This is a genomic window from Mesorhizobium sp. L2C066B000 (genome assembly GCF_000502335.1).
Classification (GTDB): domain Bacteria; phylum Pseudomonadota; class Alphaproteobacteria; order Rhizobiales; family Rhizobiaceae; genus Mesorhizobium.
The window spans coordinates 162,724-188,167 of sequence record NZ_AYWZ01000010.1 but is presented as its reverse complement, the minus strand read 5'-3'; the positions used below and the strand labels follow the sequence as shown (position 1 = coordinate 188,167).

Annotated in this window: 23 protein-coding genes and 1 pseudogene; 8 read left to right on the top strand and 16 right to left on the bottom strand. The window is 63.5% G+C overall.

The features are described 5' to 3' along the window. Nucleotides 1–229 precede the first annotated feature (229 nt). The 5 genes from X733_RS145600 to X733_RS145620 all read right to left on the bottom strand — a co-directional run bounded on the left by X733_RS145600 (nucleotide 230) and on the right by X733_RS145620 (nucleotide 6,496). Nucleotides 230–1,096 (bottom strand): glycosyltransferase, encoded by an 867-nt coding sequence (locus X733_RS145600; RefSeq protein ID WP_023819330.1) that lies wholly within the window; start codon nucleotides 1,094–1,096, stop codon nucleotides 230–232. Nucleotides 1,097–1,217: 121 nt separating this feature from the next. After that, nucleotides 1,218–2,606: a dihydrolipoyl dehydrogenase gene (lpdA, locus tag X733_RS145605; RefSeq protein ID WP_023819329.1), complete on the bottom strand. Its 1,389-nt coding sequence runs from the start codon at nucleotides 2,604–2,606 to the stop codon at nucleotides 1,218–1,220. 235 nt (nucleotides 2,607–2,841) lie between these two features. Next, complete coding sequence (locus X733_RS145610) at nucleotides 2,842–4,245, bottom strand: dihydrolipoamide acetyltransferase family protein (protein ID WP_023687604.1); 1,404 nt, start codon at nucleotides 4,243–4,245, stop codon at nucleotides 2,842–2,844. 2 nt (nucleotides 4,246–4,247) lie between these two features. Next, on the bottom strand, nucleotides 4,248–5,261 hold the full coding sequence (locus tag X733_RS145615) for an alpha-ketoacid dehydrogenase subunit beta (protein WP_023687603.1): 1,014 nt from the start codon (nucleotides 5,259–5,261) through the stop codon (nucleotides 4,248–4,250). A 2-nt stretch (nucleotides 5,262–5,263) separates the two neighbouring features. Next, complete coding sequence (locus X733_RS145620) at nucleotides 5,264–6,496, bottom strand: 3-methyl-2-oxobutanoate dehydrogenase (2-methylpropanoyl-transferring) subunit alpha (RefSeq protein WP_023706775.1); 1,233 nt, start codon at nucleotides 6,494–6,496, stop codon at nucleotides 5,264–5,266. A 511-nt stretch (nucleotides 6,497–7,007) separates the two neighbouring features. On the opposite strand from X733_RS145620, the gene holA reads away from it, so the two are divergent. Next, nucleotides 7,008–8,051, top strand: a complete 1,044-nt coding sequence (holA, locus tag X733_RS145625) for a DNA polymerase III subunit delta (protein ID WP_023819328.1) — start codon at nucleotides 7,008–7,010, stop codon at nucleotides 8,049–8,051. Nucleotides 8,052–8,323: 272 nt separating this feature from the next. Here the strand turns inward: holA and X733_RS145630 are convergent, their stop codons facing one another. The 5 genes from X733_RS145630 to mnmE form a co-directional block, all read right to left on the bottom strand. Then, nucleotides 8,324–9,211, bottom strand: coding sequence for a ParB/RepB/Spo0J family partition protein (locus X733_RS145630; RefSeq protein ID WP_023819327.1), 888 nt, complete (start codon nucleotides 9,209–9,211; stop codon nucleotides 8,324–8,326). A 62-nt stretch (nucleotides 9,212–9,273) separates the two neighbouring features. Continuing rightward, nucleotides 9,274–10,071: a ParA family protein gene (locus tag X733_RS145635; RefSeq protein WP_023672118.1), complete on the bottom strand. Its 798-nt coding sequence runs from the start codon at nucleotides 10,069–10,071 to the stop codon at nucleotides 9,274–9,276. 65 nt (nucleotides 10,072–10,136) lie between these two features. Further along, nucleotides 10,137–10,769, bottom strand: coding sequence for a 16S rRNA (guanine(527)-N(7))-methyltransferase RsmG (rsmG, locus tag X733_RS145640; protein WP_023728723.1), 633 nt, complete (start codon nucleotides 10,767–10,769; stop codon nucleotides 10,137–10,139). After that, the gene (gene mnmG / locus X733_RS145645) at nucleotides 10,766–12,640 is read right to left on the bottom strand and encodes a tRNA uridine-5-carboxymethylaminomethyl(34) synthesis enzyme MnmG (RefSeq protein WP_023819326.1); all 1,875 of its coding nucleotides are present in this window, start codon (nucleotides 12,638–12,640) and stop codon (nucleotides 10,766–10,768) included. Before mnmG ends, rsmG begins: the two co-directional genes overlap by 4 nt. Nucleotides 12,641–13,069: 429 nt before the next feature. Further along, nucleotides 13,070–14,392, bottom strand: a complete 1,323-nt coding sequence (gene mnmE / locus X733_RS145650) for a tRNA uridine-5-carboxymethylaminomethyl(34) synthesis GTPase MnmE (protein ID WP_023819325.1) — start codon at nucleotides 14,390–14,392, stop codon at nucleotides 13,070–13,072. 41 nt (nucleotides 14,393–14,433) lie between these two features. Between mnmE and X733_RS1000000168385 the strand changes: the two are divergent. After that, nucleotides 14,434–14,549 (top strand): annotated as a pseudogene (locus X733_RS1000000168385) (DUF255 domain-containing protein); the annotation flags it as partial. 314 nt (nucleotides 14,550–14,863) lie between these two features. Here the strand turns inward: X733_RS1000000168385 and X733_RS145660 are convergent. The 4 genes from X733_RS145660 to hemE form a co-directional block, all read right to left on the bottom strand. After that, nucleotides 14,864–15,790 carry an EamA family transporter gene (locus X733_RS145660; protein ID WP_023819323.1) on the bottom strand — a complete coding sequence of 309 codons (927 nt, stop codon included), beginning with the start codon at nucleotides 15,788–15,790 and terminating at the stop codon, nucleotides 14,864–14,866. Nucleotides 15,791–15,936: 146 nt separating this feature from the next. Continuing rightward, nucleotides 15,937–17,202, bottom strand: a complete 1,266-nt coding sequence (gene rho, locus X733_RS145665) for a transcription termination factor Rho (protein WP_023672113.1) — start codon at nucleotides 17,200–17,202, stop codon at nucleotides 15,937–15,939. 163 nt (nucleotides 17,203–17,365) lie between these two features. Then, nucleotides 17,366–17,908, bottom strand: coding sequence for a protoporphyrinogen oxidase HemJ (gene hemJ / locus X733_RS145670; RefSeq protein ID WP_023819322.1), 543 nt, complete (start codon nucleotides 17,906–17,908; stop codon nucleotides 17,366–17,368). Next, nucleotides 17,908–18,939 carry a uroporphyrinogen decarboxylase gene (gene hemE / locus X733_RS145675; protein WP_023706938.1) on the bottom strand — a complete coding sequence of 344 codons (1,032 nt, stop codon included), beginning with the start codon at nucleotides 18,937–18,939 and terminating at the stop codon, nucleotides 17,908–17,910. Before hemE ends, hemJ begins: the two co-directional genes overlap by 1 nt. Before the next feature lie 400 nt (nucleotides 18,940–19,339). Between hemE and X733_RS145680 the strand changes: the two genes are divergently transcribed. The 5 genes from X733_RS145680 to dnaQ all read left to right on the top strand — a co-directional run bounded on the left by X733_RS145680 (nucleotide 19,340) and on the right by dnaQ (nucleotide 23,081). Then, complete coding sequence (locus X733_RS145680) at nucleotides 19,340–20,161, top strand: pyruvate, water dikinase regulatory protein (RefSeq protein WP_023819321.1); 822 nt, start codon at nucleotides 19,340–19,342, stop codon at nucleotides 20,159–20,161. Nucleotides 20,162–20,219: 58 nt separating this feature from the next. Next, nucleotides 20,220–20,819, top strand: a complete 600-nt coding sequence (locus tag X733_RS145685) for a Maf-like protein (RefSeq protein ID WP_023685039.1) — start codon at nucleotides 20,220–20,222, stop codon at nucleotides 20,817–20,819. Further along, on the top strand, nucleotides 20,812–21,639 hold the full coding sequence (locus tag X733_RS145690) for a shikimate dehydrogenase (RefSeq protein ID WP_023685038.1): 828 nt from the start codon (nucleotides 20,812–20,814) through the stop codon (nucleotides 21,637–21,639). Before X733_RS145685 ends, X733_RS145690 begins: the two co-directional genes overlap by 8 nt. Nucleotides 21,640–21,666: 27 nt before the next feature. Further along, nucleotides 21,667–22,251, top strand: a complete 585-nt coding sequence (coaE, locus tag X733_RS145695) for a dephospho-CoA kinase (protein WP_023687592.1) — start codon at nucleotides 21,667–21,669, stop codon at nucleotides 22,249–22,251. 125 nt (nucleotides 22,252–22,376) lie between these two features. Then, on the top strand, nucleotides 22,377–23,081 hold the full coding sequence (gene dnaQ, locus X733_RS145700; RefSeq protein WP_023672106.1) for a DNA polymerase III subunit epsilon: 705 nt from the start codon (nucleotides 22,377–22,379) through the stop codon (nucleotides 23,079–23,081). A 242-nt stretch (nucleotides 23,082–23,323) separates the two neighbouring features. On the opposite strand, the gene secB is transcribed toward dnaQ, so the two are convergent. Both secB and X733_RS145710 read right to left on the bottom strand, forming a co-directional pair. Further along, nucleotides 23,324–23,824, bottom strand: coding sequence for a protein-export chaperone SecB (gene secB / locus X733_RS145705; RefSeq protein WP_023672105.1), 501 nt, complete (start codon nucleotides 23,822–23,824; stop codon nucleotides 23,324–23,326). Nucleotides 23,825–23,963: 139 nt separating this feature from the next. After that, a complete protein-coding gene (locus X733_RS145710; RefSeq protein WP_023687591.1) occupies nucleotides 23,964–24,464 on the bottom strand; it encodes an FxsA family protein in 501 nt (166 codons plus the stop codon). A gap of 196 nt (nucleotides 24,465–24,660) precedes the next feature. On the opposite strand from X733_RS145710, the gene X733_RS145715 reads away from it, so the two are divergent. Further along, on the top strand, nucleotides 24,661–25,365 hold the full coding sequence (locus tag X733_RS145715; RefSeq protein WP_023672103.1) for a Tim44/TimA family putative adaptor protein: 705 nt from the start codon (nucleotides 24,661–24,663) through the stop codon (nucleotides 25,363–25,365). Nucleotides 25,366–25,444: the final 79 nt, after the last annotated feature.

Here is a 25,444-nt window from a genome sequence, read left to right as displayed (position 1 = left end):
CCGTCATCAACAAGCGATTCGTGTGTCATCGCAGTGTAGAATCACACCCGATTCCGCAGGGCAACACCTATCTTAGCGCCTATGACCTTGTGGGGAGGGTCGGCGCGCAATCGGAGCGAAGCGGAGATGGCGAGACGGGGTGGGGGTGAGCGCCGACGGTTGGCGAGGACCCCCACCCCGCTCCGCTCCGCGATCGACCCTCCCCACAAGGGGGAGGGTGAAGCGCCCGCTACTTCCGCAGAGCCATCGGTCGTCCGAGCAGAAACCGGATGAAGTTGCCTGCGGTCCGCGGCGCCATGCGGGGCTGCGTCGCCTGTCGTGGCGCGCTTTGCCTTCGCGCTGGCACCTTGGGTTCGACACCCGGTCGGCCCACCGTGAAGGAGGGCCCCGAGACCGGCTTCCCCCTCAACACGTTGGCGGCGTTGTTGTCATGGATGACGATGCACCATTGCGCGCCCTTCGATGCCGCCACGACGGTGTTGAAGCGCGTCGCCATTTTTGCGTGGTGCTCGCTGTAGACGCCGCTCATCGCCGGCGATCTCCTTTCGACCAGCGTGCCGAACGCCGACGTGACATAGTCGTGGTGCGTGTAGCGTCCGCTTGCCGTGTCGAAATTCTGGCCGTCCGGAAAGGCAATGTAGAGCGGCTGCAGGTCCACCACACGCTTTTCGATCTCCCGGCGCGCGTAGTGCTCGACGCGCTCCATGAAGGTCGGCGCCAGCGCGTCGTCGCTGTCGAGCCGCGTGAGCGAAACATAGTCGGCATCGGTATCGGCCTGGACGAAGGCATTGAAGCGATCATTGTAATCCTCGCCCGCCTCGACAAGGATCGGCCTGACGTCGACACCGGCCACGCAGCTGCACACGGTGCGAATATAGTTCTCGTGCGTATCGGCATCGAACGCCAGAAGGACGGTAAAATCCTTCAGCGACTGGCCTTCGAGCGACGACGCGCAATAGGTGTCGAACAACGCCAGGCGCTCGACCAGCCAGACCGGGTCGAGATTGGCGCGGCCGTTTCCGTCCCACTGGCTTGGCTTGAAGCCAGCGGCGATGTTGTAGCGTATGGCGATGTATTTCTTCAGGCCGGTGTCCATGGACCGACACTTAGTACATTCCGCTGATCTGCGACAACCGACGGCTGGGCGGCCACCCTCCCCCTTGTGGGGAGGNGACCTGCGGTCCGACCCTCCCCACAAGGGGGAGGGTAAGCGCACTTCAAATATGCAGCGCGTGGCCCAGCGCCTTCAGCGCCGCTTCCTGGAAGCCCTCGCCCTGCGTCGGATGCGCATGGATGGTGCCGGCGATGTCCTCCAGCCGCGCGCCCATTTCCAGCGCCAGCCCGAATGCCGCCGCCAGTTCCGACACGCCTTGCCCGACCGCCTGGATGCCGAGCACCAGATGATTGTCGGCCCGCGCCACGACGCGGACGAACCCGTCCTCGCCGAGTTTCGTCATCGCCCGGCCGTTGGCGGCGAAGGGGAACTGGCCGATCTTGATTTCGCCTGAAGCCTTCGCCTCCTCCGGCGTTAGCCCTGCCGTCACCAGCTCCGGATCGGTGAAGCAGACGGCCGGGATCGAGCGCTTGTCCCAGCTGCGCTTGTGGCCGGCGACGATCTCGGCCACCATTTCGCCTTGCACCATCGCCCGGTGCGCCAGCATCGGCTCGCCGGTGACGTCGCCAATGGCATAGATGCCGCGCATCGAGGTGCGGCACTGGTCGTCGATCTTGATGAACTTGCCGGCCATGTCGAGATCGATCTGATCGAGGCCCCAGCCCTCCGTCACCGGCTTGCGGCCGACCGTGACCAGGATCTTGTCTGCCGCGATTTTGGTGCTCTTGCCGTCCGCGGTCTCGACCAGCAGCGCGTCGCCCTTGACCCCCTTGGCCTTGGCGCCAAGCATCACCTCGACGCCGAGCTGGGCCAGCCGTTTCACCACCGGCCGGGTCAGTTCCGCATCATACTGCGCCAGCACGCGCGGCAGCGCCTCGACCACGGTCACCGCGGCGCCCATCTTGGCGAACGCCATGCCGAGTTCCAGCCCGATATAGCCGCCGCCGACCACGGCGAGCTTTTTCGGCACCTCGCCGAGAGCCAGCGCTTCTGTGGATGAAATCACCGGGCCGCCGAACGGCAGGAACGGCAGTTCCACCGTCGCCGAGCCGGTGGCGATCACAACCGTTTCGGCGCGGATGATCTGGGTGCCGGTCTCGGTCTCGACCGCGACGGTCTTGCCGTCGCGGAACGTCGCCCAGCCATAAACGGTCTTGACCTTGGCCTTCTTCAGTAGCCCGGCAACGCCCCCGGTCAGCCGGCTAACAATGCCGTCCTTCCACGCAACCGTCTTGCCGAGATCGAGCACGGGCGCTGCTACCGAGATGCCGAGCGGACTGCTGCCGGCGGCCATATGCGCGACCTTCTCGAACTCTTCCGCCGCATGGATCATCGCCTTGGACGGGATGCAGCCGACATTGAGACAGGTGCCGCCCGGTTTGCCGGCTTCAACGATCACCGTATCGATGCCGAGCTGGCCGGCACGGATAGCGCAGACGTAGCCGCCGGGCCCGGCGCCGATGACCAGCAGCTTGCAGGAGATTTCTTTCATGGCGTGACCCTTTGATGCGAGGGAATGTTCCGTCGCGATCCTTCGCGCCCCCCTCTGTCCTGCCGGACATCTCCCCCACGAGGGGGGAGATCAGCAGCTTCTTCGCTTCGCTCATTCCTGCAACGATGGAGATTGGCGAAACCCTGCGTGACGTCCAATCTACCCCCTTGTGGGGGAGATGCCTGGTAACGCAGAGGGGGGCGCTGTCCCGCCGTCATCTCGGTCGTTCCGCCCCTCAATCCACGAATATCAGCGCTGGCGTCTCAATCAGCGCCTTGATCCGCTGCACAAACACCGCCGCATCCCAGCCGTCGACCACCCGGTGATCGAAGCTCGATGACAGGTTCATCATCTTGCGCGGGATGAACTGGGTGCCGTCCCAGACCGGCCGCACCATCATCTTGTTGACGCCGACGATCGCCACCTCAGGATGATTGATGACCGGCGTCGTCGCCACGCCGCCCATGGCGCCGAGCGAGGTGATGGTGATGGTCGATCCCGACAGCTCGTCGCGGCTGGCCGTGCCGGACTTCGCCGCTTCGGCCAGGCGGTTGAGCTCGGCCGCGCAATCCCAGAGGTCGCGCGCCTCGGCGTGCTTGACCACCGGCACCACCAGGCCCGACGGCGTCTGCGCGGCAATGCCGATATGGACGCCGCCATGCTGATGGATGATGCCGGCCTCGTCGTCGAACAGCGCGTTGATGTTGGGCTGGTCGGCAATCGCCTTGACCATCGCCCGCATCAGGAACGGCAGCAGCGTCAGCTTCGGCCTCTCCACCCCCTTGCGCTTTTCCTTGTTGAGCGCCGCGCGCAACTCCTCAAGTGCTGTGACGTCGATCTCCTCGACATAGGTGATGTGCGGGATGCGTGACTTCGCCAGCGACATTTTTTCGGCGATCTTGCGCCGCAGTCCGATGACCTTGATATCCTCGACGCTGTCATTGCGCGCCAGACCCGACGCCTTCGCTACCTGCGGTCCGCGTGCCAGGAATGCCTCGATATCTTCGTGGCTGATGCGGCCGGCAGGGCCGGTACCCGACACCTGGCGCAGATCGATCCCCGCCTCCTTCGCCCTGAGCCGGATGGCGGGCGACGCCAGGGGCTTTTCGCCCTCCGGGCGCGGCGCGCCGGAGGGTGCCGCACCTTTAGATGTCGGCGCAGCACCCCCACCCTTAGCCCCTCCCCACAAGGGGGAGGGGGATTCAGTCTCAGCTGCCCGTGCGCTTTTGGCTGCTGGTGCAGGTGGTGGCGACTTGGCGTCGGATTTCGTGGCCGAAACGCCTCCCTCTTGTGGGGGTCCGGAGGACGGGCGAGACCCGTGGCTCGCCCCGGCAGGGGTGGGGGTCGGTGCCGCCGTGACCTCTGACGATTTCGAGCCTTCGGCGACATTGCCCTCCCCCGCCACTTTCAGCCGCACGATGGGCGAGCCGATCGCCACCGTGTCGCCGATCTCGGCGCCCAGCCACAGGATCTCGCCATCGACCGGCGAAGGTATTTCCACCGTCGCCTTGTCGGTCATCACGGCGGCGAGCAAAGCGTCCTCGCGCACGAGGTCGCCGACCTTGACGTGCCATTCCACCAGCTCCGCCTCGGCAACGCCTTCGCCGACATCGGGCAGCTTGATGATGTGTTCGCCCATCCCTAGGCTCCCATGGTTTCGAGAAGCGCGCGGCCGACACGGGCCGGCCCCGGGAAATAATCCCATTCCTGCGCATGCGGGTAGGGCGTGTCCCAACCGGTGACGCGCGCCACCGGCGCTTCCAGATGGTAGAAACAATTTTCCTGCACCAGCGCCGACAGCTCGGCGCCGAAGCCGGAGGTCAGTGTCGCCTCGTGCACGACGACGCAGCGTCCGGTCTTCTTCACCGAAGCGACTATCGCGTCGAGATCGAGCGGCAGCAGGGTCCGCAAATCGATGATCTCGGCATCGATGCCGGTTTCTTCCACGGCCGCCTGCGCGACATAGACCATGGTGCCGTAGGCGAGCACGGTGACGGCCGAGCCCGCCCGGCGGATCGCCGCCTTGCCGAGCGGCACCGTGTAATGGCCGTCGGCGACCTCGCCCAGTTCATGCTTCGACCATGGCGTCACCGGTCGGTCGTGATGGCCATCGAACGGTCCGTTATAGAGCCGCTTCGGCTCCAGAAAAATCACCGGATCGGGATCCTCGATCGCCGCGATCAGCAGCCCCTTGGCATCATGAGGATTGGACGGCACCACCGTCTTCAGCCCCGACACATGGGTGAACAGCGCTTCCGGGCTCTGGCTGTGCGTCTGGCCGCCAAAAATGCCGCCGCCGGTCGGCATGCGGACAACGATCGGGCAGGTGAAATCGCCGTTCGAGCGGTAGCGCAGGCGTGCTGCTTCCTGCGTCAGCTGGTCGTAAGCCGGGTACATGTAGTCGGCAAACTGAATTTCCACGCATGGCTTCAGCCCATAGGCGGCCATGCCGATGGCGGAGCCGACAATGCCGGATTCGTTGATCGGCGCATCGAAGCAGCGGCTCTTGCCGTACTTCGCTTGCAGGCCTGCCGTGCAGCGGAAGACACCCCCGAAGAAGCCGACATCCTCGCCATAGACGATGACGCGTTCGTCGCGCGCCATCGACACGTCCATGGCGTCGCGGATCGCCTCGATCATGGTCCGTCTCGGCATGGTCAGACTCCCGCCTGCTGGCGCTGGCGCCTGAGATGCGGCGGCATCTCGGCAAACACGCCCTCGAACATCTCGCGCGTCGACGGCTTGCCGCCGGCATGCAGCGTGCCGTGGCCTTCAGCTTCCTTCTGCGCCGCGATCACCGTCTCGAGGATTTCCGCTTCGGCCTGGGCGTGACGCTCGTCCGACCAGACGCCGCGTTGGATCAGATGGTTCTTCAGCCGCATCACCGGATCGCCGAGCGGCCAGGCGTCGGATTCCGTCTTCGGCCGATAGGCCGACGGATCGTCCGAGCTCGAATGCGCGCCGGCACGGTAGGTGACATATTCGATCAGCGTCGGCCCGAGATTCTGCCGCGCCCGCTCCGCCGCCCATTTGGCCACGGCATGCACGGCGAGATAATCATTGCCGTCGACGCGCAGCGCCGGAATGCCGAAGCCGAGGCCGCGCGCGGCAAAGGTGCCGGAGCCGCCACGCGCAATGCCTTGAAACGTCGAGATCGCCCACTGGTTGTTGACGACGTTGAGGATGACCGGCGCCTTGTAGGTTGAGGCGAACACCAGTGCGGAATGGAAATCGGATTCGGCCGTCGAGCCGTCGCCGATCCACGCCGCCGCGATTTTCGAATCGTTGCTGATAGCGGAAGCCATCGCCCAGCCGACCGCCTGGATGTATTGCGTCGCCAGATTGCCGGAGATCGAGAAGAAGCCGTGCTCCTTCGACGAATACATGATCGGCAGCTGCCGCCCTTTGAGCGGATCGGCCTCGTTGGAATAGATCTGGTTCATCATCGTGACCATCGGATAGCCGTCGGCTATGAGCAGGCCGGCTTGCCGATAGGTCGGGAAATTCATGTCGCCCGGCATCAGCGCCTTGCGGAAAGCGCAGCTCACCGCCTCTTCGCCCAGATGCTGCATGTAGAACGAAGTCTTGCCCTGGCGCTGCGCCATCTGCATGCGCGCATCGAAGCTGCGCAGCGTCATCATGTGGCGCAACCCCTCGAGCAGCTCCTCGTCGGTGAGCAGCCCGGCCCACGGCCCGACCGCCTCACCGGTGCGGTTGAGCACGCGGATGATCGAAAACGCCATGTCGCGGATGGTGCGCGGATCGACATCGATGTCCGGTCGCGGCACCGAGCCCGCCTTGGGGATAGGCACGTTGGAGAAGTCGGGCGTTCCGCCCGGCCGCACTTCCGGCTCCGGCACATGAAACCGCAACATCCCAGCATCGGTCATGACCATGGTCCTCCCATTTGCTGCGGTGATATTTGCACATCCGCGCGCCCGGCACAGCGCCAATTCATGGGGCGCCGCAACCCATCCGGCGTGTCGGCCGGCAGGCGACCGCAAGATGCAGATATGTCGGCGAAATTTCTTGTCGATGTTGGGGCGCGGCGCGCAATTAGGCGCAAAGTTTTGCAGGATTTCCAGCGGATAGTCACTTCACGGCCTCCGGGAGAGATGAACGCATCAAGGTCGGCGAACTGGCGCTTTCCTCTCCCCCGTCGATCGGGGGAGAGCTGTCGAGCGAAGCTCGACGGAGTGGGGGTCGACCCTTGGGCGCTAGGCAACGCTTGAGATAGTGCCCTTCCTTTGTCCGTTCGCGGCGATTGCCAGGTGGTTCCCCCACTCCGTCTCGGCTTCGCCGAGCCACCTCTCCCCCCTCCGGAGGGAGAGGAAGGGCAATAGGGTCTCGAACTCTCTGGAGAACGTTCACTCCGCCCTCTCCCCATGCTAACCACCGCTAATGGCGCAGAAAAAAGGATACGAAGTCGATTCGTGGCTGGCGAAGCCGGAAGCGCGCATATCAATCGTCCTGCTTTACGGACCCGACCGCGGCTTGGTCGCCGAGCGGGCCAAAACCTTTGCCGCGAAAACTGGCCTGCCGCTCGACGATCCGTTTTCCGTCGTACGGCTCGACGGCGCGGAGGTCGATCGCGACCAGGGCCGGCTGCTCGACGAAGCCCGGACCGTGCCGATGTTCTCCGACCGGCGGCTTCTGTGGGTGCGAAATGCCAGCGGTCAGAAGGCGCTGGCCGACGACGTCAAGGCGCTGACCGCGGAGCCCGCGCGCGACGCGATCATTCTCATCGAGGCCGGCGACCTGAAAAAAGGCGTCGGGCTGCGCGCCGTGGTCGAGGGGGCCGACAACGCCATGGCGCTGCCTTGCTACGCCGATGAAGCCCGCGACATCGACAGCGTCATCGACGACGAGTTGCGCAAGGCCGGCATGTCGATGGCGCTCGACGCACGCCAGGCGCTGCGCCGCAATCTCGGCGGCGACCGGTTGGCCTCACGCGGTGAGATCGAAAAACTGGTGCTTTATGCCCACGGCCAGAAGGACATCAGCCTCGACGACGTAAGGGCGATGTCCGGCGACGTCTCCGGCGCCTCCTTCGACGACGCGGTCGATGCTGTGCTGGAGGGCAGGATCGGTGACTTCGACACCGCCTTCACCCGCCACTGCCTGTCCGGCGGCCATCCTTTCCTGGTACTGTCCTCGGCGATGCGGCAGCTGCAGCAGCTTCAGGTCATGCGCGGCCAGATGGACACCGCCGGCCGCAACGCCGCCTCGGCAGTGGCCGGCGCCCGTGCACCGGTGTTTTTCTCGCGGCGCAAGCTGGTGGAGAAGGCGCTGGAGCGCTGGAACGTCGAGGCGCTCAGCCGCGCGCTGAACCGGCTGCAATCGGCCGTGCTGCAGACCAGGCGCAGGCCGGATTTGTCGGAAGCGCTGGCGCGGCAGGCGCTGCTCGGCATTGCGGTGGAGAGCGCGAGGCTGGCGCAGCGGTAATCTCCCCCCTTGAGGGGGAGATGTCGCCAAAGGCGACAGAGGGGGTCGCCGCGCGTGGAGCGCTGGCGCCTTTCGCAACGACAAACGAGGTCGGCGCTTGATGGGAGACGACCCTTCTGGCCTGCCGGCCATCTCCCCCTCAAGGGGGGAGATCAGCAGTTCGATCCCTTCGGCAATCGCCAATAAAAAGAAGGGCCGGCAACCGCCAAGCCCTTTCTTCATCCTAAGCCAGAACTTCATTCGCCGGCTAAATATGGCGCAACCCCAACCCTCTACCGCTCGTCCTTCAACCGCCGGCATAGCTCGTCGAGCTGCTCCAGACTGCGGTAGTCCACGCGGATCGCGCCGCCTTTGCCCTTGTGCTCGATGGTCACGATCATGCCGATCGTGTTGGTCATCAGCCTTTCCAGCGCCAGCGTGTCGGCATCCTTGCCCGATGCGCCGTGTGCTGGTTTTGCCTTGGGCGGCGTGCCGCCCGCCGGCATCTGCGCCAGCGCCTCAGCCTGGCGCACCGAAAGCCCTTCTTCGACGATCTGCTTGGCTAGCCCGGCGGGATCCTGCGCCGTCACCAGCGTCCGGGCATGGCCGGCCGACAGCACGCCGTCGACCAGCATGTCGCGGATCACGTCGGGCAGCTTCAACAGCCTGAGCGTGTTGGCGACGTGGCTGCGGCTCTTGCCGATGACATTGCCGAGATCGGCCTGGGTGTAGCCGTGATCGTCGATCAACTGCTGGTAGCCGAGCGCCTCCTCGACCGGATTGAGGTCGGTGCGCTGGACGTTCTCGATGATCGCCAGTTCGAGCGCCGTGCGGTCGTTGACGTCGCGCACGATGATCGGAATCTCGGTCAGCCCGGCGCGCTGCGCGGCGCGCCAGCGTCGCTCGCCGGCGATGATCTCATAGCGCCCGGCCTGCGTCGGCGAAGGCCGCGCCACCACCGGCTGCACCACGCCATGTTCGCGGATCGACTGGGCGAGATCGGTCAGGTCGGCGTCGCCAAAGTGCCGGCGCGGGTTTTTCGGGTTCGGGCTCAGGAACTCTATCGGCACCTTGCCGTCCGCATTCAAGCCCGGCTTTTCGGCTGCCACCGGGCGGTCGATCTCGCCGATCAGCGCCGCCAGTCCACGCCCCAGTCTCTTTCTCGAAAGGTCTTCGCTCATCTCAATTCCAGATTCTTGATCGTTTCGGTGACGGATCGGCTTTGTTTATCGACCCTGCCTAATCAAGCGGCGCGCAATTTGCGCTCGCGGCGGATCACTTCGGACGCCAGCTGCAGATAGGCCTGGCTGCCTGAGCACTTGAGATCGTAGAGGATTGCCGGCTTGCCGTAGGACGGCGCCTCGGACACCCGCACATTCCTAGGAATGATCGTCTCGTAGACTTTGTCGCCCATGTGTGCCCGCACGTCCTGCACCACCTGGTTGGCGAGGTTGTTGCGGCCGTCATACATGGTCAGCACGATGCCCTGGATGATCAGGTCTGGATTGATCGAACGACGCACCTGCTCCACCGTTTCCAGGAGTTGGCTTAGCCCTTCCAGCGCGAAGAACTCGCACTGCAGCGGCACAAGAACAGAATCGGCTGCCGCCATTGAATTCAAAGTCAAAAGGTTGAGCGAGGGCGGGCAGTCGATCAGCACATAGCCGAACGGCGCACCGCGCTCGGTGGCGGCGCGCAGCGCGTTGCGCAGCTTAAGCACGCGATCCGGCGCCGAGGCGATTTCCATCTCGATGCCGAGCAGATCGAGCGTCGACGGCACGATCGACAGGCCGGGCACCGCCGTTGGAATGGCGGCCTCTTCCAGGCCCAGTTCGCCGGTCAGCACATCGTAGGAGGAGACGGTGCGGTCCTTGCGGTCGATACCGAGACCCGTCGAGGCATTGCCTTGCGGGTCGAGATCGACGATCAGCACCTTTTCGCCGATCGCGGCCAGCGCCGTGGCCAGATTGATGGCGGTGGTTGTCTTGCCGACGCCGCCCTTCTGGTTGGCGACGGTGATGATGCGAGGTCCGGTTTTCATGGGTCTGTGCCAGGTATTCATGTGGGCCAGGTATTCATTGCGTCGCCAAGGTTGCGAAGGAGAGCTTACGCAGTCTGCAGATCGGTCACTTCGAGGATGACGCCATGGGCGTCGGTAATGCTCGGATGTTCTACCAGATCGAAAGCCCAGCGGTGAGTGCTTTCTTCCACCTCGGAGCGGTAATCCCGGCCTTTGTGGAACAGCGCCCGCGATCCCTTGGTCAGCCACGGCGCCGACAGATCGAGCAGCGCCGGCAGCGCGGCCAGCGCCCGCGCCGTGATGATTTCCGGTTCGGAAACAAGCGCATAGCTGTCGTCGATGCGCCGGGCGACGACCCGTGCCGGCAAACCGAACTGGCCAATGACCGCCTGTAAAAACGATGCTTTCTTGCGGTTGCTCTCGACCAGATAGATCGACGCGCCATCGCGTTCGACCAGCAGGAAGGCCATTACCAGGCCCGGAAAACCGCCGCCCGAACCGAGATCGGCCCAGCGTTTGGCCTGCGGTGCGATTCGCGCCAGCTGCGCGCTGTCAAGAATATGGCGGCCCCAGACATCGTCCAGCGTCGACGGCGCGGCAAGATTGATGCTGCGGTTCCATTTCAGGAACAACTGTTCGAACGTCACCAGGCGATCGAATGTTTCACGTGAAACCGGTCCCGCGGCCTCTTGCAGGCTCGCCCATGAGGCAGCGCTCACGCAACGGCCCTTTGGGCGGCCGATTCGGCGTTGCGGACGTGCGCGACGATGATGGCCAGCGCCGCCGGCGTCATGCCTTCCATACGCTGCGCGTCAGCGATCGACCGGGGCTGACGCGTTAGCATCTTCTGCTTCAGCTCATTGGACAGGCCGGGAACATCGGCGAAATCCACCGACGCCGGGATCAGCCGGCTTTCCTCGCGGCGGATCTGTCCGACATCCGCCTGCTGGCGATCAAGATAAACCGAATATTTCGCTTCCGTTTCGAGCCGCTCAGCGGTTATGACATCGATTGCGCCAAAGGCCGGCGCAACACGGGCCAGCCAGGCTATATCGACGCCGGGATGAGCGAGCAATTCATAAGCGGAGCGGCGCACGCCGTCCCTGTTGATCTCCAGCCCATGCCGCGCCGCTTCGTTGGGCGTCATCGTCGTCGCAACTGCAAGTTCGCGCGCCCTATCAAGATCCTGTGTGACTTGATTGAACCGCTGCGTCCGCTCCGGCGACACGATACCAAGCCGATTTGCCAGAGGCGTAAGCCTTTCATCGGCATTGTCGGCGCGCAGCGATAGGCGAAACTCCGCCCGCGAAGTGAACATGCGGTAGGGCTCGGCAATGCCGCGGCTGGTGAGGTCGTCGACCATCACACCGATATAGGCTTCGGTGCGGCTGAGCACGATTTGGTCGTCGGCCGCCGCCTTGCGCGCGGCGTTGAGCCCGGCGAGCAGGCCCTGCGCTCCGGCTTCTTCATAACCGGTGGTGCCGTTGATCTGACCGGCTAGGAAAAGCCCCGCAATACGTTTGGCCTCAAGCGTCGGCTCCAACTCGCGCGGATCAACATGGTCGTATTCGATGGCGTAGCCGGGCTGCAGCATGGTCGCCCGCTCTAGCCCGGGTATAGTTTTGAGAATGTCGAGTTGCACATCCTCGGGCAGGGAGGTCGAAATGCCATTGGGGTAGACCGTGTCGTCGTCCAGCCCTTCCGGCTCGAGGAAAATCTGGTGGCCTTCGCGATCGCCGAACTTGACGATCTTGTCTTCGATCGACGGGCAATAGCGTGGTCCGACCCCCTCTATCGAGCCGGAATACATGGCGGAGCGGCCGAGATTGGCGCGGATCAGCTCGTGCGTCGCCGGTGTCGTACGCGTGATGCCGCAATGGATTTGCGGATTCTTGATTGTGTCGGTGAGCAGCGAGAACGGCACTGGATGTTCGTCGGCCGCCTGGCTTTCCAGCGACGGCCAGTCGATGGTGCGGCCATCGAGCCGCGGCGGCGTGCCGGTCTTCAGCCGTCCAAGCGCGAAACCGGCGCGGCTCATCGTCGCCGACAGGCCAAGGCTCGCTTGCTCGTTCATCCGCCCGGCGACAATCTTCCTGTCGCCAATGTGGATGAGGCCGCGAAGGAAGGTGCCGGTGGTCAGCACCACGGCGCCGCACGCCAACCGGCGCCCGTCGGCCAGGAGCACAGCGGCGATGCGTCCATCCACGATGTCGAAGTCCAGTACCTCGCCTTCGACGACGTCGAGACCGTTCTGTTGCCGAATCGCTTCCTGCATGGCCAGCCGATACAGCTTGCGGTCGGCCTGCGTACGCGGCCCGCGCACGGCAGGGCCTTTGCGGCGATTAAGCAGGCGGAATTGGATGCCGGCAGCATCGGCGATGCGGCCCATCAGCCCGTCCATGGCGTCGATCTCACGCACCAGATGGCCCTTCCCGAGGCCGCCGATCGCCGGATTGCAGGACATGACACCGATCGTGTCGAAGCGCAGCGTGACCAGCGCGGTCATGGCGCCGGCGCGCGCGGCAGCGCTCGCAGCCTCGCACCCGGCATGGCCACCGCCCACCACAACCACATCATAGTGATCGATCATTGTCCCTTCCAGATTCAGAGATTTCCCGACACATGTCCCCACGAGAGGACGCTGTCAAGGATTGCAGGTTGATTCGTTCACGGGGAACGGAGTGCTGAAAGCCGCAGAGTGTTTCACGTGAGTCAGGGAAGCGGCGACAATTACCTCGGCTGGCGCTGCCCCTCATCTGCCTGCCGGCATCTTCTCCCGGTGAACAAGGAGGAGCTCAAGCGCTGGCGCGCTTCGGTGGTTGGCGAAATCCCGGATAACAGTATCTTTCTCCCCGTCACTGCACTTGAGAAATGCCCGGGAGGACAATGAGGGGCGGGGCCGGCCTTCGGCACTTGCCGTTTTTGCCAAACTCCTCATTTCACGTGAAACACGCACTAGGGTGGCCCCCTGTGTTTCACGTGAGTCACTCACACAGCGCGCCCCCCTGTTTCACGTGAGTCACTTTCCAATGCAAAACTGCGAAAAGATTACGTCCAGCAGGTCCTCGACATCCACCGCGCCGACAATCCGGCCGAGCCGGTCCGCCGCAAGACGCAGCTCCTCCGCCCGCAGCTCCTGGCCGCGCTCTTGCCCCGACAACGCCGAGATCAGAAAGCGCCTGGTCTCATTGAGCAGCTCCACATGCCGCAACCGAGACGGCAGGATGTCACCGGCATCGCCGATAGCAGCCGCGGCGCGCCTGCCGATCTCGGCCAGGAGTTCAGCCAACCCAGTGCCGTCCACCGTCGAAATCAACGCATCATACGCCTCCAATCGCGGCGAACCTTTCAAGAGATCGACCTTGGTGCCGATTCTCAAAGCCGGGGCCTCGACAGGCATGTTGCCGATCGCACTCGGGTCCGCCAGATCTTCCAGCAACAGCACCAGGTCAGCCGTGTGCGCCTTGGCCCGCGCCTTTTCGATACCGATCGCTTCGATCTTGCCGGGCGCCTCGCGCAGGCCCGCGGTGTCGGTTACCCTGACCCGCACTCCGTGGACATCCAGCACCACTTCGAGCAAGTCCCGCGTCGTGCCGGGCTCGTCGGTAACAATCGCCGCCTCACGCCTGGCCAGCGCGTTGAACAGGCTGGATTTGCCGGCGTTCGGTGCACCGAGGATGACAACCTCAAACCCGTCACGGATGATCTCCGCGGCATGGAAGCCATCGACATGCCGGCCGATCTCCCCCACCATTGCGCGCACATCGGACCGAACCGTGTCCGAAACGGAACCGGGCACGTCGTCTTCGTCGGCGAAGTCGATTTCCGCCTCGATCATGGCCCGTGCATGGATCAGGCGATGGCGCCAGCCAAGATAGAGTTCGCTTTGCACTCCTTCGGCATTCTGCACGGCAAAGCGCCGCTGCGCTTCGGTTTCGGCGTTGACCAGATCAGCCAACGCCTCCGTCTCGACCAGATCCAGCTTGCCGTTGAGAAGAGCCCGGCGCGTAAATTCCCCAGGCTCCGCATGACGCAGGCCGTCGAAGCCGGCGACGATCTCCAGCATCTTGCCGGCGACGGCGCGGCCGCCATGGACGTGGAACTCGGCGACATCCTCGCCGGTAAAACTGTTCGGCCCAGGAAAAAACAGCACCAGGCCGTTGTCGATAAGCGACCCGTCCACCGTTCGGAGTTTGCGCAGGGTCGCACACCGGTCCTTGACCGTGCCACCAGCCACCGTTTCGACAACGAATCGAGCCCTCGGTCCGGAAATGCGGATGACAGCGATGCCGGCGGGCAGGCGCCCGCTGGAAAGCGCAACGATCGAATCGCCCGAAATCATTTGCCCGTTCTCACCGGTCGCCTAGGTGTCAACAATCCCACAGTGTCGCGGCCGTCATGAACCGGCTGTTCGTCAATATCAAGGTCGATCGCGAGGAGCGGCCGGACATTACCAAATCTGTATAGCCGCCTTGTCATCCATGTGCGAGCAGGCGGGTCCTAATCCCGACGCCAAGCAGTTCTGGGCGGGCCAGCAAGCCCTACGGCTGGCCGGCATCGTTAACGCCTGTTCCTGGCCCGGAACCGTGAAGCTGGAGCCCATCTCCCCGTGGGGAAAGCCTCGTTCCGGTTGCGAATCGGAAATCCCGACCCGCGTCACGCCGATATTGTCGCCCCGATCGGAACGCATGCGAATCGATCGAACATTGGCCAGTGGCATCCGGCCGCCAACCGGCACCGGAGCTATGCACCGGCTATCCTGCCCGTGGCGCCGGATCCGTAGGAACCGAGCCGCTGTTGCGACGCCGGCAGGTCAACCGGTGTTTCCGTCCAACGCCGAAGGAAGCGGCGTCGCATCAATGGATGGCGACCGCGGCCCGAACAGCAAATCCTTGGCCGCGACCACCGCTCCGACCGTGATCAGGATGCAAGCAACAGCCACCGACCAGTGAAACACACCAAAGCCTGCCAGCAGAAGCACGATGACCGAGAAGAGGGGCGCCGCGTAGGAGAGGGCGCCAAGGATCATGATGTCGCCGTGCTTGCAGCCATAGTCCCAGGCGTAAAAGCCGGCGCCTAGCGGTATTACGCCCAAGATGACGATGGCGCTCCACTGCGTCGCCGTCTGTGGCCAGACGGTGGTCTCAAGGGTCAGGTGCAGCAGCAAGGCGACCGCAGCCGTGATGAAGCAGTAACCGGCGACGACATCGGTCGGCACCTTGCCGAAGCGGCGCGACAAAACCGAATAGCCGGCCCAGATGAAAGCGCAGAACAGCGCGATGACATGCCCCTTCATCACACCATTGGCCAGTCCGATCGTGCCGCCCTTGGTGATCACCACAATGGCGCCGGCAAGGCCGAGCACGACGCCGGCAATGTGATGGGCCCTAAGCTTTTCTCCAGGCAGGAAGGCGGCAAAGACGACGATCAGCAACGGCCAGAGATAGGCGATCAGGCTGACCTCGACCGGCGGCGCCGACTGGATGGCGAAGAAATAGGCGCAGTGATAGATGCACAGCCCCGCTGTGCCGAGCGCCCAGACCTGCCACGGCTGGCGCAGCGACTTGGTCGCCGCCGGACGGACAAGCCAGCTCGACGCGCCGGCCAACCCGCCAAGCAGAAACGTCATCGCCGCCAGCTGAAAGGGCGGAATCGGTCCCGCCGCCGTCGAAAGCAGCGCCAGGAAGGACCATGTCAGGATGGCCGAGAAGCCGATCAGGGTCGGGATTGTTTTCTCCATGCGGCTTCCGATCTTCGAGACGCGATTACTCGCATGACGACGGCGATGGAAATTGCCGCCCAAGGCCACGCCCTGTCGGAAATGCGACCTGTTTGCCCCCGTTCCCGGAACGGGGCTTCAATGCGAAACGATGGCCGACGAGAAGCTTACGTGTTCATCGAATCGAAGAAATCGGCGTTGGTCTTGGTCTGCTTCAGCTTGTCGATCAGGAACTCGATCGCATCCGTGGTTCCCATCGGCGCCAGGATGCGGCGCAGGACGAAGATCTTCTGCAGATCCTGCTTGGAGACCAGCAGGTCTTCCTTGCGGGTGCCGGACTTCAAAATGTCCATGGCCGGGTAGATGCGCTTGTCGGCGACCTTGCGGTCGAGCTGGATTTCGCAGTTGCCGGTGCCCTTGAACTCTTCGAAGATGACTTCGTCCATGCGGCTGCCGGTGTCGATCAGCGCGGTGGCGATGATGGTCAGCGAGCCGCCTTCCTCGATGTTGCGGGCCGCGCCGAAGAAGCGCTTCGGCCGCTGTAGCGCGTTGGCGTCGACACCGCCGGTCAGCACCTTGCCGGAGGACGGCACAACAGTGTTGTAGGCACGGCCGAGGCGGGTGATCGAATCGAGCAGAATAACGACGTCGCGGCCATGCTCGACCAGGCGCTTGGCCTTTTCGATGACCATTTCGGCGACCTGGACGTGGCGCACCGCCGGTTCGTCAAAGGTCGAGGACACGACCTCGCCCTTCACCGAACGCTGCATGTCGGTCACTTCTTCTGGCCGTTCGTCGATCAGAAGTACGATCAGATAGCATTCCGGATGATTGGCCGTGATCGAGTGGGCGATATTCTGCATCAGCACCGTTTTACCGGTACGCGGCTGCGCGTTGATGAGCGCGCGCTGTCCCTTGCCGATCGGCGCCACCAGGTCGATCACCCGCGACGAGATGTCCTTGCCGGTCGGATTGTCGATCTCCATCTTCAGCCGCTTGGTCGGATAGAGCGGCGTCAGATTGTCGAAATGGATCTTGTGACGGATCTTTTCGGGATCGTCGAAATTGATCGTGTTGACCTTGAGAAGAGCGAAATAGCGCTCGCCCTCTTTTGGGCTGCGGATCGGCCCTTCGACGGTATCGCCGGTCTTCAAGGAGAAGCGGCGGATCTGCGAGGGCGAGATGTAGATATCGTCGGGACCCGGCAGATAATTGGCGTTGGCTGAGCGCAGGAAGCCGAAACCGTCCTGCAGCAACTCGACCACACCATCGCCGATGATCTCGACGTCCTGGGCGGCCAGTTTCTTCAGGATGGCAAACATCAGTTCCTGCTTGCGCATGACGCTGGCGTTTTCCACTTCGAGCGATTCGGCATAGGCGATCAGCTCTGGCGGCTTCTTGTTCTTGAACTCTGCGAGTTTCATTTCTTGCATAGACGGACTCTGAATCTGCTTTGGGGAAAATATATCGGCTGGATGCGATAAATGCCGGGCGCGGCCGAAAGCAATCAAGGGCGGCGCATGACGGGAAGGAAGACCCGTCTTTTATCGTCGGTCGGGGGAAAGAGCAAGCTGCGTTTTGTCGACCGAAATGGGCCTAGAACGGCTTGACGACAACCAGGATGACGATGGCGATCATCAGCAATGTGGGGATCTCGTTGACGATTCGCCAGTGCCGCGCCGGTTTTTCATTGCGGTCCTCGGCGAATTTCCTGACAGCACCGGCCAGATAGCCATGCACGCCCGACAGCAACAGCACCAAGCCTATCTTGGCGTGCAGCCAGCCGCCGTGAAAGCCAAACACTTTCCAGGCGAGCCAAAGCCCGAGCACCCAGGTGACGATCATCGCCGGATTGATGATGCCGCGCAGCAGACGCCGCTCCATCACCTTGAAGGTCTCCGATTGGACGGACCCCTTCTCTGCGTCGGCGTGGTAGACCAGCAATCGCGGCAGATAGAGCATGCCGGCCATCCAGGAGATGACCGCCAGGATATGGATTGCCTTCGCCCAGGGATAGAAACCCTCAGGCGCAAAGAAAAACAAAAGTGCGGTGAGAACAACCAGCACTCCGATGCCGATGGTCATGCGCATCATCGCCCCACGAGTGCTGTTGCCGCCCGTATTATCCGATTGAGCCATCAGCGTGTCGCGCTCCGCACCTGCTTCACCATCGCCTCGACATGTGCCACCGGCGTCTCCGGCGTGATGCCATGGCCGAGATTGAAGATCAGCGGTCCGTCTCCCAGCGCCTTGAGGATCGCATCGACGCCGTCCGACAGGGCTTTGCCGCCGGCCACCAGGCGCAAGGGATCGAGATTGCCCTGGACCGCCCCTGAATGCTGCAGTTCGTTCGCAGCCGCCAGGGGCACGGTCCAGTCGATCCCCAGCCCCGTCACACCGGTCTTCTCACGATAGGTCTCGTAGCGGGCGCCGGCGCCCTTGGGAAAGCCGATGATCGGTACATCGGGATGAACCGCACGAACCTGGCCGACAATCTCCGCCACCGGCTCCACGCAGAACTGCTCGAAAGACGCATCATCAAGCACGCCGGACCAGGAATCGAAAATCTGCACCACGTCGGCACCGGCTTCGATCTGGCGGATCAAATAGGCCGCGGAGTGATCGGCGAGCACTTTCAGGAGATGCTTGAAGGCCGTCGGTTCGCGATAGGCAAACAGCCGCGCCGGCGCTTGGTCGGGTGTGCCGTGGCCAGCTATCATGTAGGTCGCCACCGTCCACGGCGCGCCGCAGAAGCCGATCAGCGTGGTCTCGTCAGGCAATCTTGCCCGCAGCCGGCGAACCGTCTCGTAGACCGGTTCGAGATTCACGTGAAACGTTTCACTGTTGAGAGCCGAAATCTCAGCTGCAGTGATTGGCGTCAGCAGCGGCCCGCGGCCCTCCTCAAAGCGGACATCGCGTCCCAGCGCATGCGGCACGACCAGAATGTCCGAGAACAGGATCGAGGCATCGAAGCCGAAGCGCTCGATCGGCTGCAGCGTCACTTCGACGGCCAGATCAGGATTGTAGCAAAGGTCGAGAAAGGACCCGGCGCGCTTTCTGGTCTCGCGGTACTCCGGCAAATAGCGCCCGGCCTGGCGCATCATCCAGAGCGGCGGCGGAAACACTGCCTCGCCTCTCAGCACGTCCAGCACGATGCGGTTCTCGGGCATTGAGCGCTCTCTTCCCTGCCTTCTCTATAATTAAATAGTCTATTTCTAGAATCTTCTGATTCTAAGAGTCTGTTGGTATCGGTGGTTGTCACCTGTCCCGCTTTGCCCTGGAAAAGGCCAGCCAGCATTTTGTCGCGTGTTTCTTCCGCGGGATTGGCAAAGAGTGTGGATGACCAGGATTCCGTCACTGGAGTCAATGGTTTGACGTAGCCGCTGAAAAACCGCCTCTGTGGATGAAGCGCTGGCAAAAACGCCCGTCCCCAGATTTGTCCCCAACTGCACAGTGAAGCTGACAGCGCATCGAATTGTGGACAACTGGCCTTCTGATACAGTCGCCTCCAGCCGGTCGCCTTTGCGGCCCCGGTTTATCCACACAAGCCCACAGCCTGAGGCGCCCCCTGTGAACAAACCCCAGAGCTTCTTTCACCTGCACCTGATTTCCGACGCCACCGGCGAGACGCTGCTGGCGGCCGGGCGCGCCGCCTCGGCGCAATACAAGGATGCGCGCGCCATCGAGCATATCTATCCGCTCATCCGCACCGAAAAGCAGGTGGCGAAAGTCTTCGAGGACATCGAGGAGGAACCGGGCATCATCCTCTACACCGTCGTCGACCAGAAGCTGGCGCGCGGTATTGACGAGCGCTGCGCCACCATGGGGCTGCCCTGCGTTTCGGTGCTGGAGCCGGTCCTCACCGTCTTCCAGTCCTATCTCGGCACGCCGGCCGGCCGCCGCGTCGGCGCCCAGCATGTGCTCGATGCCGATTATTTCCACCGTATCGACGCACTCAATTTCACCATGGAGCATGATGACGGCCAGCTGCCGCTCAACATGGACGACGCCGATGTCGTGCTGGTCGGCATTTCCAGGACATCGAAGACGCCGACCAGCATCTATCTCGCCAACCGCGGCATCAAGACCGCCAACATCCCGATCGTGCTCGGCGTGCCGGTGCCCGAAAGCCTGGTCGCTGCCACCAAGCCGCTGATCGTCGGGCTGATCGCCACCGCCGAACGCATCTCGCATGTCCGGCAGAACCGCGTGCTCGGCAACAGCAGCACCTACGAAGCGACCGATTATGTCGACCGTGCCTCGATCGCCGAAGAGCTCGCCTATGCCCGCCAGATCTGCACCCGCCACAATTGGCCGATGATAGACGTCAGCCGCCGCTCGATCGAAGAGACCGCGGCAGCCATTGTTGCCCTGCGGGGGAAGAATAGATGATGGGATGGCAACGCGACCTCCTGCCCCAATCGACCACTATCGACCAGGCCCAGAACCCATGACCGAAAAAATCATCCTTGCCTCCGGCAGCCCGTTCCGCAAAGCAATGCTCATCAATGCCGGGCTCGGCATCGAAGCGGTGCCTGCCGATGTCGACGAGCGTGCGCTCGAGGCGCCGTTGCAGGACAGCGGTGTGTCGCCGGAAGATGTCGCCCTGATACTCGCCGAAGCCAAGGCGACCGAGGTCAGCGAACGCAGACCGGGCGCCCTGGTGCTCGGCTGCGACCAGACTTTGTCACTGGGAGATGAAGTGTTCCACAAGCCGGCCGACATGGAAGGCGCCCGCCGCCATCTGCTGGCGCTGTCGGGCAAGACGCATCAGCTGAACAGCGCCGCCGTGCTCTGCCGCAACGGCAAGGTGCTGTGGCGTCACGTCGGCATCGCCAGCCTTACCATGCGCAAGCTCGATCCGGCCTTCGTCGGCCGGCACCTGGCCCGCGTCGGCGCCAAGGCGTTGTCGAGCGTCGGCGCCTACCAGATCGAGGGCGAAGGCATCCAGCTGTTCGAAAAGATCGAAGGCGATTATTTCACCATTGTCGGCCTGCCGCTGTTACCGGTGCTGGCGGAATTGCGTGCGCTCGGAGCCATCGATGGTTGAGAAAAAAGCTTTCGTCACCGGCCATCCGATCGCGCATTCGCGCTCGCCGAAGATCCACGGCTATTGGCTGAACACATACGGCATCGACGGCAGCTATCATGCGATCGATGTCGCGCCGGCCGATTTTCCCGAGTTCCTCTCTTCCCTCCAGGCCAATGGCTATCAGGGCGGCAACGTCACCATTCCACACAAGGAAGTCGCCTTCGCCCGGGTCGAGCGCCGCGACGAGGCGGCGGAGATGATCGGCGCGGTCAACATGCTGTGGCTGGACGACGGCGTGCTGTGGGGCGGCAATTCGGACTGGATCGGCTTTGCCGGCAATCTCGACGAGCATGCCCGGGGCTGGGAGAGAAACGCTCCGGCCGTGGTGCTCGGCGCCGGTGGCGCGTCGCGCGCGGTCATCCACGCGCTTAAATCGCGCGGCATCAAAGATATCCGCATCGTCAACCGCACATTGGCGCGGGCGCAGGAACTCGCCGACCGCTTCGGGGCCGGCGTCTCGGCGCATGGCGCGGTCGGCGACTTGCTTGGCGATGCCGGCTTGCTGATCAACACGACGGCACTTGGCATGCATGGCGATGCGACGCTGGCCGCCGATCCGGCCGGCCTGCCAGCTCACGCCATCGTCGCTGACATCGTCTATGTGCCGCTGGAAACACCGCTGCTTGCCGCTGCCCGCGCGAGAAACTTGAAGACGGTCGACGGGCTCGGCATGCTGTTGCACCAGGCTGTGCCCGGTTTCGAACGCTGGTTCGGCAAGAAGCCGCAGGTCACGCCTGAGTTGCGACAGATGATCGTCGCCGACATCGTCGCCAAATGATGGGTCGCAAATGATGGGCGCAAAATGATGATCGTGCTCGGCCTCACCGGGTCGATCGGCATGGGCAAGTCGACGACGGCGAAAATGTTCGTCGACGCCGGCGTGCCGGTGCATGACTCCGACGAGACCGTGCATCGCCTCTATGCCGGCAAGGCAGCACCTCTCGTCGAGGCGGCCTTTCCCGGCACCGTGATTGCCGGTTCGGTCGACCGCACCGAGTTGGCGCGCCGCGTGCTCGGCAACGCTGCTGCGCTGAAGACATTGGAGGCGATCGTCCATCCGCTGGTGCGGGCCGATGCCGATGCCTTTCTGGCAAGGCACCGCGCCGCCGCCGCGCCGCTCGTCGTGCTCGACATTCCGCTGCTGTTCGAAACCGGCGGCCGCAACCGTGTCGACAAGGTCGTCGTCGTCACCGCGCCGGCCAATATCCAGCGCGCCCGCGTGCTGGCGCGTCCTGATATGAGCGAGGAAAAGCTGGCGGCCATCCTGGCCAAGCAGGTGCCCGATGCCGAAAAACGCCGGCAGGCCGATTTCGTCATCGACACCGGTGAAGGCATGGACGCCGCCCGCAGCGCGGTCGGCGCGATCATTGCCGAGCTCTCAGGGCGCTGAGCTCGCCTGCTAACTCCTGGGGGATAAGTCGCGCCCATAAGGCTCCTGACGGCAGGCTGTCGGCATTGCCCATTGCCATTTTGTTGCGCTCCATGATTCTACTCCTCCAGGAGTGAGTTGATTCTATGCGTGAGATCATTTTCGATACCGAAACCACCGGACTCGACATGCGCGACGACCGCATCATCGAGCTTGGCGGCGTCGAGCTGGTCAACCGCTTCCCGACCGGCCGCACCTTCCACAAATTCATCAATCCGCAGGGGCGCGCCGTCCATGTCGAGGCGCAAGCCGTGCACGGCATCAGCGCCGCCGACCTCGTCGGCAAGCCGACCTTTGCCGAAATCGCCGAGGAATGGCTCGCCTTCACCGACGGCGCCAAGCTCGTCGCCCACAACGCCAATTTCGACATCGGCTTCCTCAACACGGAATTCGGGCGGCTCGGCCAGCCGGCCATAGACACCGGGCGCGTCGTCGACACGCTGGCGCTGGCGCGGCGCAAGCATCCGATGGGCCCCAATTCGCTCGACGCGCTCTGCCGCCGCTACGGCATCGACAACGGCCACCGCACCAAGCACGGCGCGCTGCTCGATTCCGAGCTCCTGGCCGAGGTCTACATCGAACTCATCGGCGGCAAGCAGGCCGCACTTGTCCTCGACGCGGTCGTGGTGCAGCTCAACAGCAATGGCGACGTTGCCGACATCGACATCTCGATCGCCGCCAGGCCAATCGCCCTGCCGCCGCGCCTGACTGAGGGCGAGCGAGCGGCGCATGCGGGGCTGGTGGCGACGCTGGGTGAAAAGGCGCTGTGGCTGAAGGTGGCGGCGGGGTGAACGGATCGCGGAGGTAGCGTTCCGTCACACCCCTCTCTGGCCTGCCGGCCATCTCCCCCTCAAGGGGGGAGATCAGCAGCTTCGCCGCTCCAGCCCATTCCTGCAACGTCTAAAGTTGGCGAAGGTCGCGATGACGGGGAGATGCCTGGCAAGGCAGAGGGGGTGCTGTCCCGCCAGCATCTCAGTATACAAAAAGCCCGGCACGAAGCCGGGCTTTCAACTCATGCGCGCGACGCTTGCCTTCAGCTCACCTTGACCTTCGATGCCGCCTGGTCCTCGGCCAGCTTCTGCTGGAACATCTGGGCAAAATCGATCGGGTCGAGCATCAACGGCGGGAAGCCGCCATTGCGGGTGGCTTCGGCGATGATCTGGCGGGCGAACGGGAACAAAAGCCGCGGGCATTCGATGAACAGGATCGGCAGCATGTGCTCCTGCGGGAAGCCGGCGATGGCGAAGACGCCGCCATAGACCAGTTCGACATTGAACAGCACTTCCTGGTCGAAGGACGCCTTGGCGTTCAAGGTCAGATTGACGTCGAACTGCTTGTCGGAGAGCGGGTTGGCATTGACATTGACGTTGATCGCAATGCCTGGGGCCTTGTCGCGGCCGCGCAGCGAGTTCGGCGCGCCGGGGCTTTCGAAGGACAGGTCCTTCACATACTGGGCAAGCACGTTGAGCGAGGGCTGCGCCGTTTCGCCGTTGCCGTTGGCGGCGCCGACCGGCGCGTCATCTTTGCTGGCCATGAGCCTTGTTCCTTTTGCCTGGACAGCAGCGCTGACCGAATTGAAATCGGGCGTTGGCTAGCATGGTCGGCAAGACAAGACAAGGTTTGCCGCCTTCAGGCCGAAAGGGGTCAATAGTCAGTCGTTGGCAAGGTGACGTTCAGTCGTCCTTCAGGCGGCGCCACGGCGAGTTATGGTCGGGACCGCGCTTGAAATCGTCCTCGCGCGAATAGTCGCGGTCGTCGAGGTCGATGACCTTGTCACGCGACCTGCCGCGAAAACCGCCGGCGGTGAAATCGGTCGCGACGACGATGCGGCCCTTGAGCCTGCGCCAGGCAAGGTCGCGCACCGGCGGCAGGAACAGCAGCAGGCCGACAATATCGGTGATGAAGCCGGGGATGATCAACAGGATCGCGGCGACCACGATCATGGCGCCATGCGCGAGCTGGCGGCTGGGGTCGCCGCCGCCGGCCATCTCGGCGCGGACCCGCGCCATGACGCCAAAACCCTGGTGCCGGAGCAGAAGCACGCCGGCAATGCTTGAAGCCAGCACCAGACCGACCGTCGCCAGCGCCCCGACCTCGCGGCCGACAATGACGAAACCGGCGATTTCCAGCAGCGGCAGCGCAAGCAGGAACAGAGGAAGGAAGGAAATGCGCAAGTCTTGACCGATCGTTTCCATGTTTGCCGGGCGGCGCATAATCGCCGCTGGCACTGAGGCCGTTAGATAGGTATGCCTGCCTTTGATTTGAATGATTGCGCCATGCGTTCTATATGCTTTGCATGTTTAACGCCATGCGACCGCCGCCCGATTGGCTGGCGGTCCCGGCCAGGTCAGGGATTGATTGGCGAAAGATATGGGATTCTTCGACTTCGGCACCATTTTCTTTCTGATTGCGGCGGTGGTGATCTTTTTCCAGCTGCGCAACGTGCTTGGCCGCCGCACGGGCAGCGAGCGCCCGCCCTTCGATCCGTACACGGCCAGCCGCACCGAGAAGGACGCGACCCAGAAGCCCGAAAATGTGGTTTCGCTGCCACGCAAGCGCATGCCGGGCGAGACGGCTGCCGAGACCTATGCGGCCATCGATGCCTTCGCCAAGCCCGACACCGACCTCAACAAGGGCCTGCGCGCGATCAAGGACAATGATCCCTCCTTCGACCCCAAAGTCTTCGTCGACGGCGCCAAGATGGCTTATGAGATGATCGTCATGGCCTATGCCGATGGCGACCGAAAAACGCTGAAGAACCTGTTGTCGCGCGAGGTTTTTGACGGCTTCGTTGCCGCGATTGGCGACCGCGAGGCGAAAGCCGAAAAGATCCAGTCCTCCTTCGTCGGCATCGACAAGGCCGACATCGTCTCGGCCGAGATGAAGGGCGGCGAGGCCCACATCACGCTGCGCATCGTGAGCGAACTGATTTCGGCGACCCGCGACAAGGCGGGTGCCGTCATCGACGGCGATCCCGAGACGGTGGCCGAGGTCAAGGATGTCTGGACCTTCGCCCGCGACACACGCTCGCGCGATCCGAACTGGAAGCTGGTCGCCACCGAGGAAGAAGACTGAGCCTATGCATGTCGCCCGGTGCGGGCAGCTTTTTTGGGATAGCGACATGCAGGCAAACATGGGCAGTGGCGAGGCTGAG

Excerpts from the sequence above, each read along its gene's own strand:
- X733_RS145600 (WP_023819330.1), bottom strand. The coding sequence starts at position 1,096 with ATGGACACCGGCCTGAAGAAATACATCGCCATACGCTACAACATCGCC.
- lpdA (WP_023819329.1), bottom strand. The coding sequence starts at position 2,606 with ATGAAAGAAATCTCCTGCAAGCTGCTGGTCATCGGCGCCGGGCCCGGC.
- X733_RS145610 (WP_023687604.1), bottom strand. The coding sequence starts at position 4,245 with ATGGGCGAACACATCATCAAGCTGCCCGATGTCGGCGAAGGCGTTGCC.
- X733_RS145615 (WP_023687603.1), bottom strand. The coding sequence starts at position 5,261 with ATGCCGAGACGGACCATGATCGAGGCGATCCGCGACGCCATGGACGTG.
- X733_RS145620 (WP_023706775.1), bottom strand. The coding sequence starts at position 6,496 with ATGACCGATGCTGGGATGTTGCGGTTTCATGTGCCGGAGCCGGAAGTG.
- holA (WP_023819328.1), top strand. The coding sequence starts at position 7,008 with ATGGCGCAGAAAAAAGGATACGAAGTCGATTCGTGGCTGGCGAAGCCG.
- X733_RS145630 (WP_023819327.1), bottom strand. The coding sequence starts at position 9,211 with ATGAGCGAAGACCTTTCGAGAAAGAGACTGGGGCGTGGACTGGCGGCG.
- X733_RS145635 (WP_023672118.1), bottom strand. The coding sequence starts at position 10,071 with ATGAAAACCGGACCTCGCATCATCACCGTCGCCAACCAGAAGGGCGGC.
- mnmG (WP_023819326.1), bottom strand. The coding sequence starts at position 12,640 with ATGATCGATCACTATGATGTGGTTGTGGTGGGCGGTGGCCATGCCGGG.
- mnmE (WP_023819325.1), bottom strand. The coding sequence starts at position 14,392 with ATGATTTCGGGCGATTCGATCGTTGCGCTTTCCAGCGGGCGCCTGCCC.
- X733_RS145660 (WP_023819323.1), bottom strand. The coding sequence starts at position 15,790 with ATGGAGAAAACAATCCCGACCCTGATCGGCTTCTCGGCCATCCTGACA.
- rho (WP_023672113.1), bottom strand. The coding sequence starts at position 17,202 with ATGCAAGAAATGAAACTCGCAGAGTTCAAGAACAAGAAGCCGCCAGAG.
- hemJ (WP_023819322.1), bottom strand. The coding sequence starts at position 17,908 with ATGGCTCAATCGGATAATACGGGCGGCAACAGCACTCGTGGGGCGATG.
- hemE (WP_023706938.1), bottom strand. The coding sequence starts at position 18,939 with ATGCCCGAGAACCGCATCGTGCTGGACGTGCTGAGAGGCGAGGCAGTG.
- X733_RS145685 (WP_023685039.1), top strand. The coding sequence starts at position 20,220 with ATGACCGAAAAAATCATCCTTGCCTCCGGCAGCCCGTTCCGCAAAGCA.
- X733_RS145690 (WP_023685038.1), top strand. The coding sequence starts at position 20,812 with ATGGTTGAGAAAAAAGCTTTCGTCACCGGCCATCCGATCGCGCATTCG.
- coaE (WP_023687592.1), top strand. The coding sequence starts at position 21,667 with ATGATCGTGCTCGGCCTCACCGGGTCGATCGGCATGGGCAAGTCGACG.
- dnaQ (WP_023672106.1), top strand. The coding sequence starts at position 22,377 with ATGCGTGAGATCATTTTCGATACCGAAACCACCGGACTCGACATGCGC.
- secB (WP_023672105.1), bottom strand. The coding sequence starts at position 23,824 with ATGGCCAGCAAAGATGACGCGCCGGTCGGCGCCGCCAACGGCAACGGC.
- X733_RS145715 (WP_023672103.1), top strand. The coding sequence starts at position 24,661 with ATGGGATTCTTCGACTTCGGCACCATTTTCTTTCTGATTGCGGCGGTG.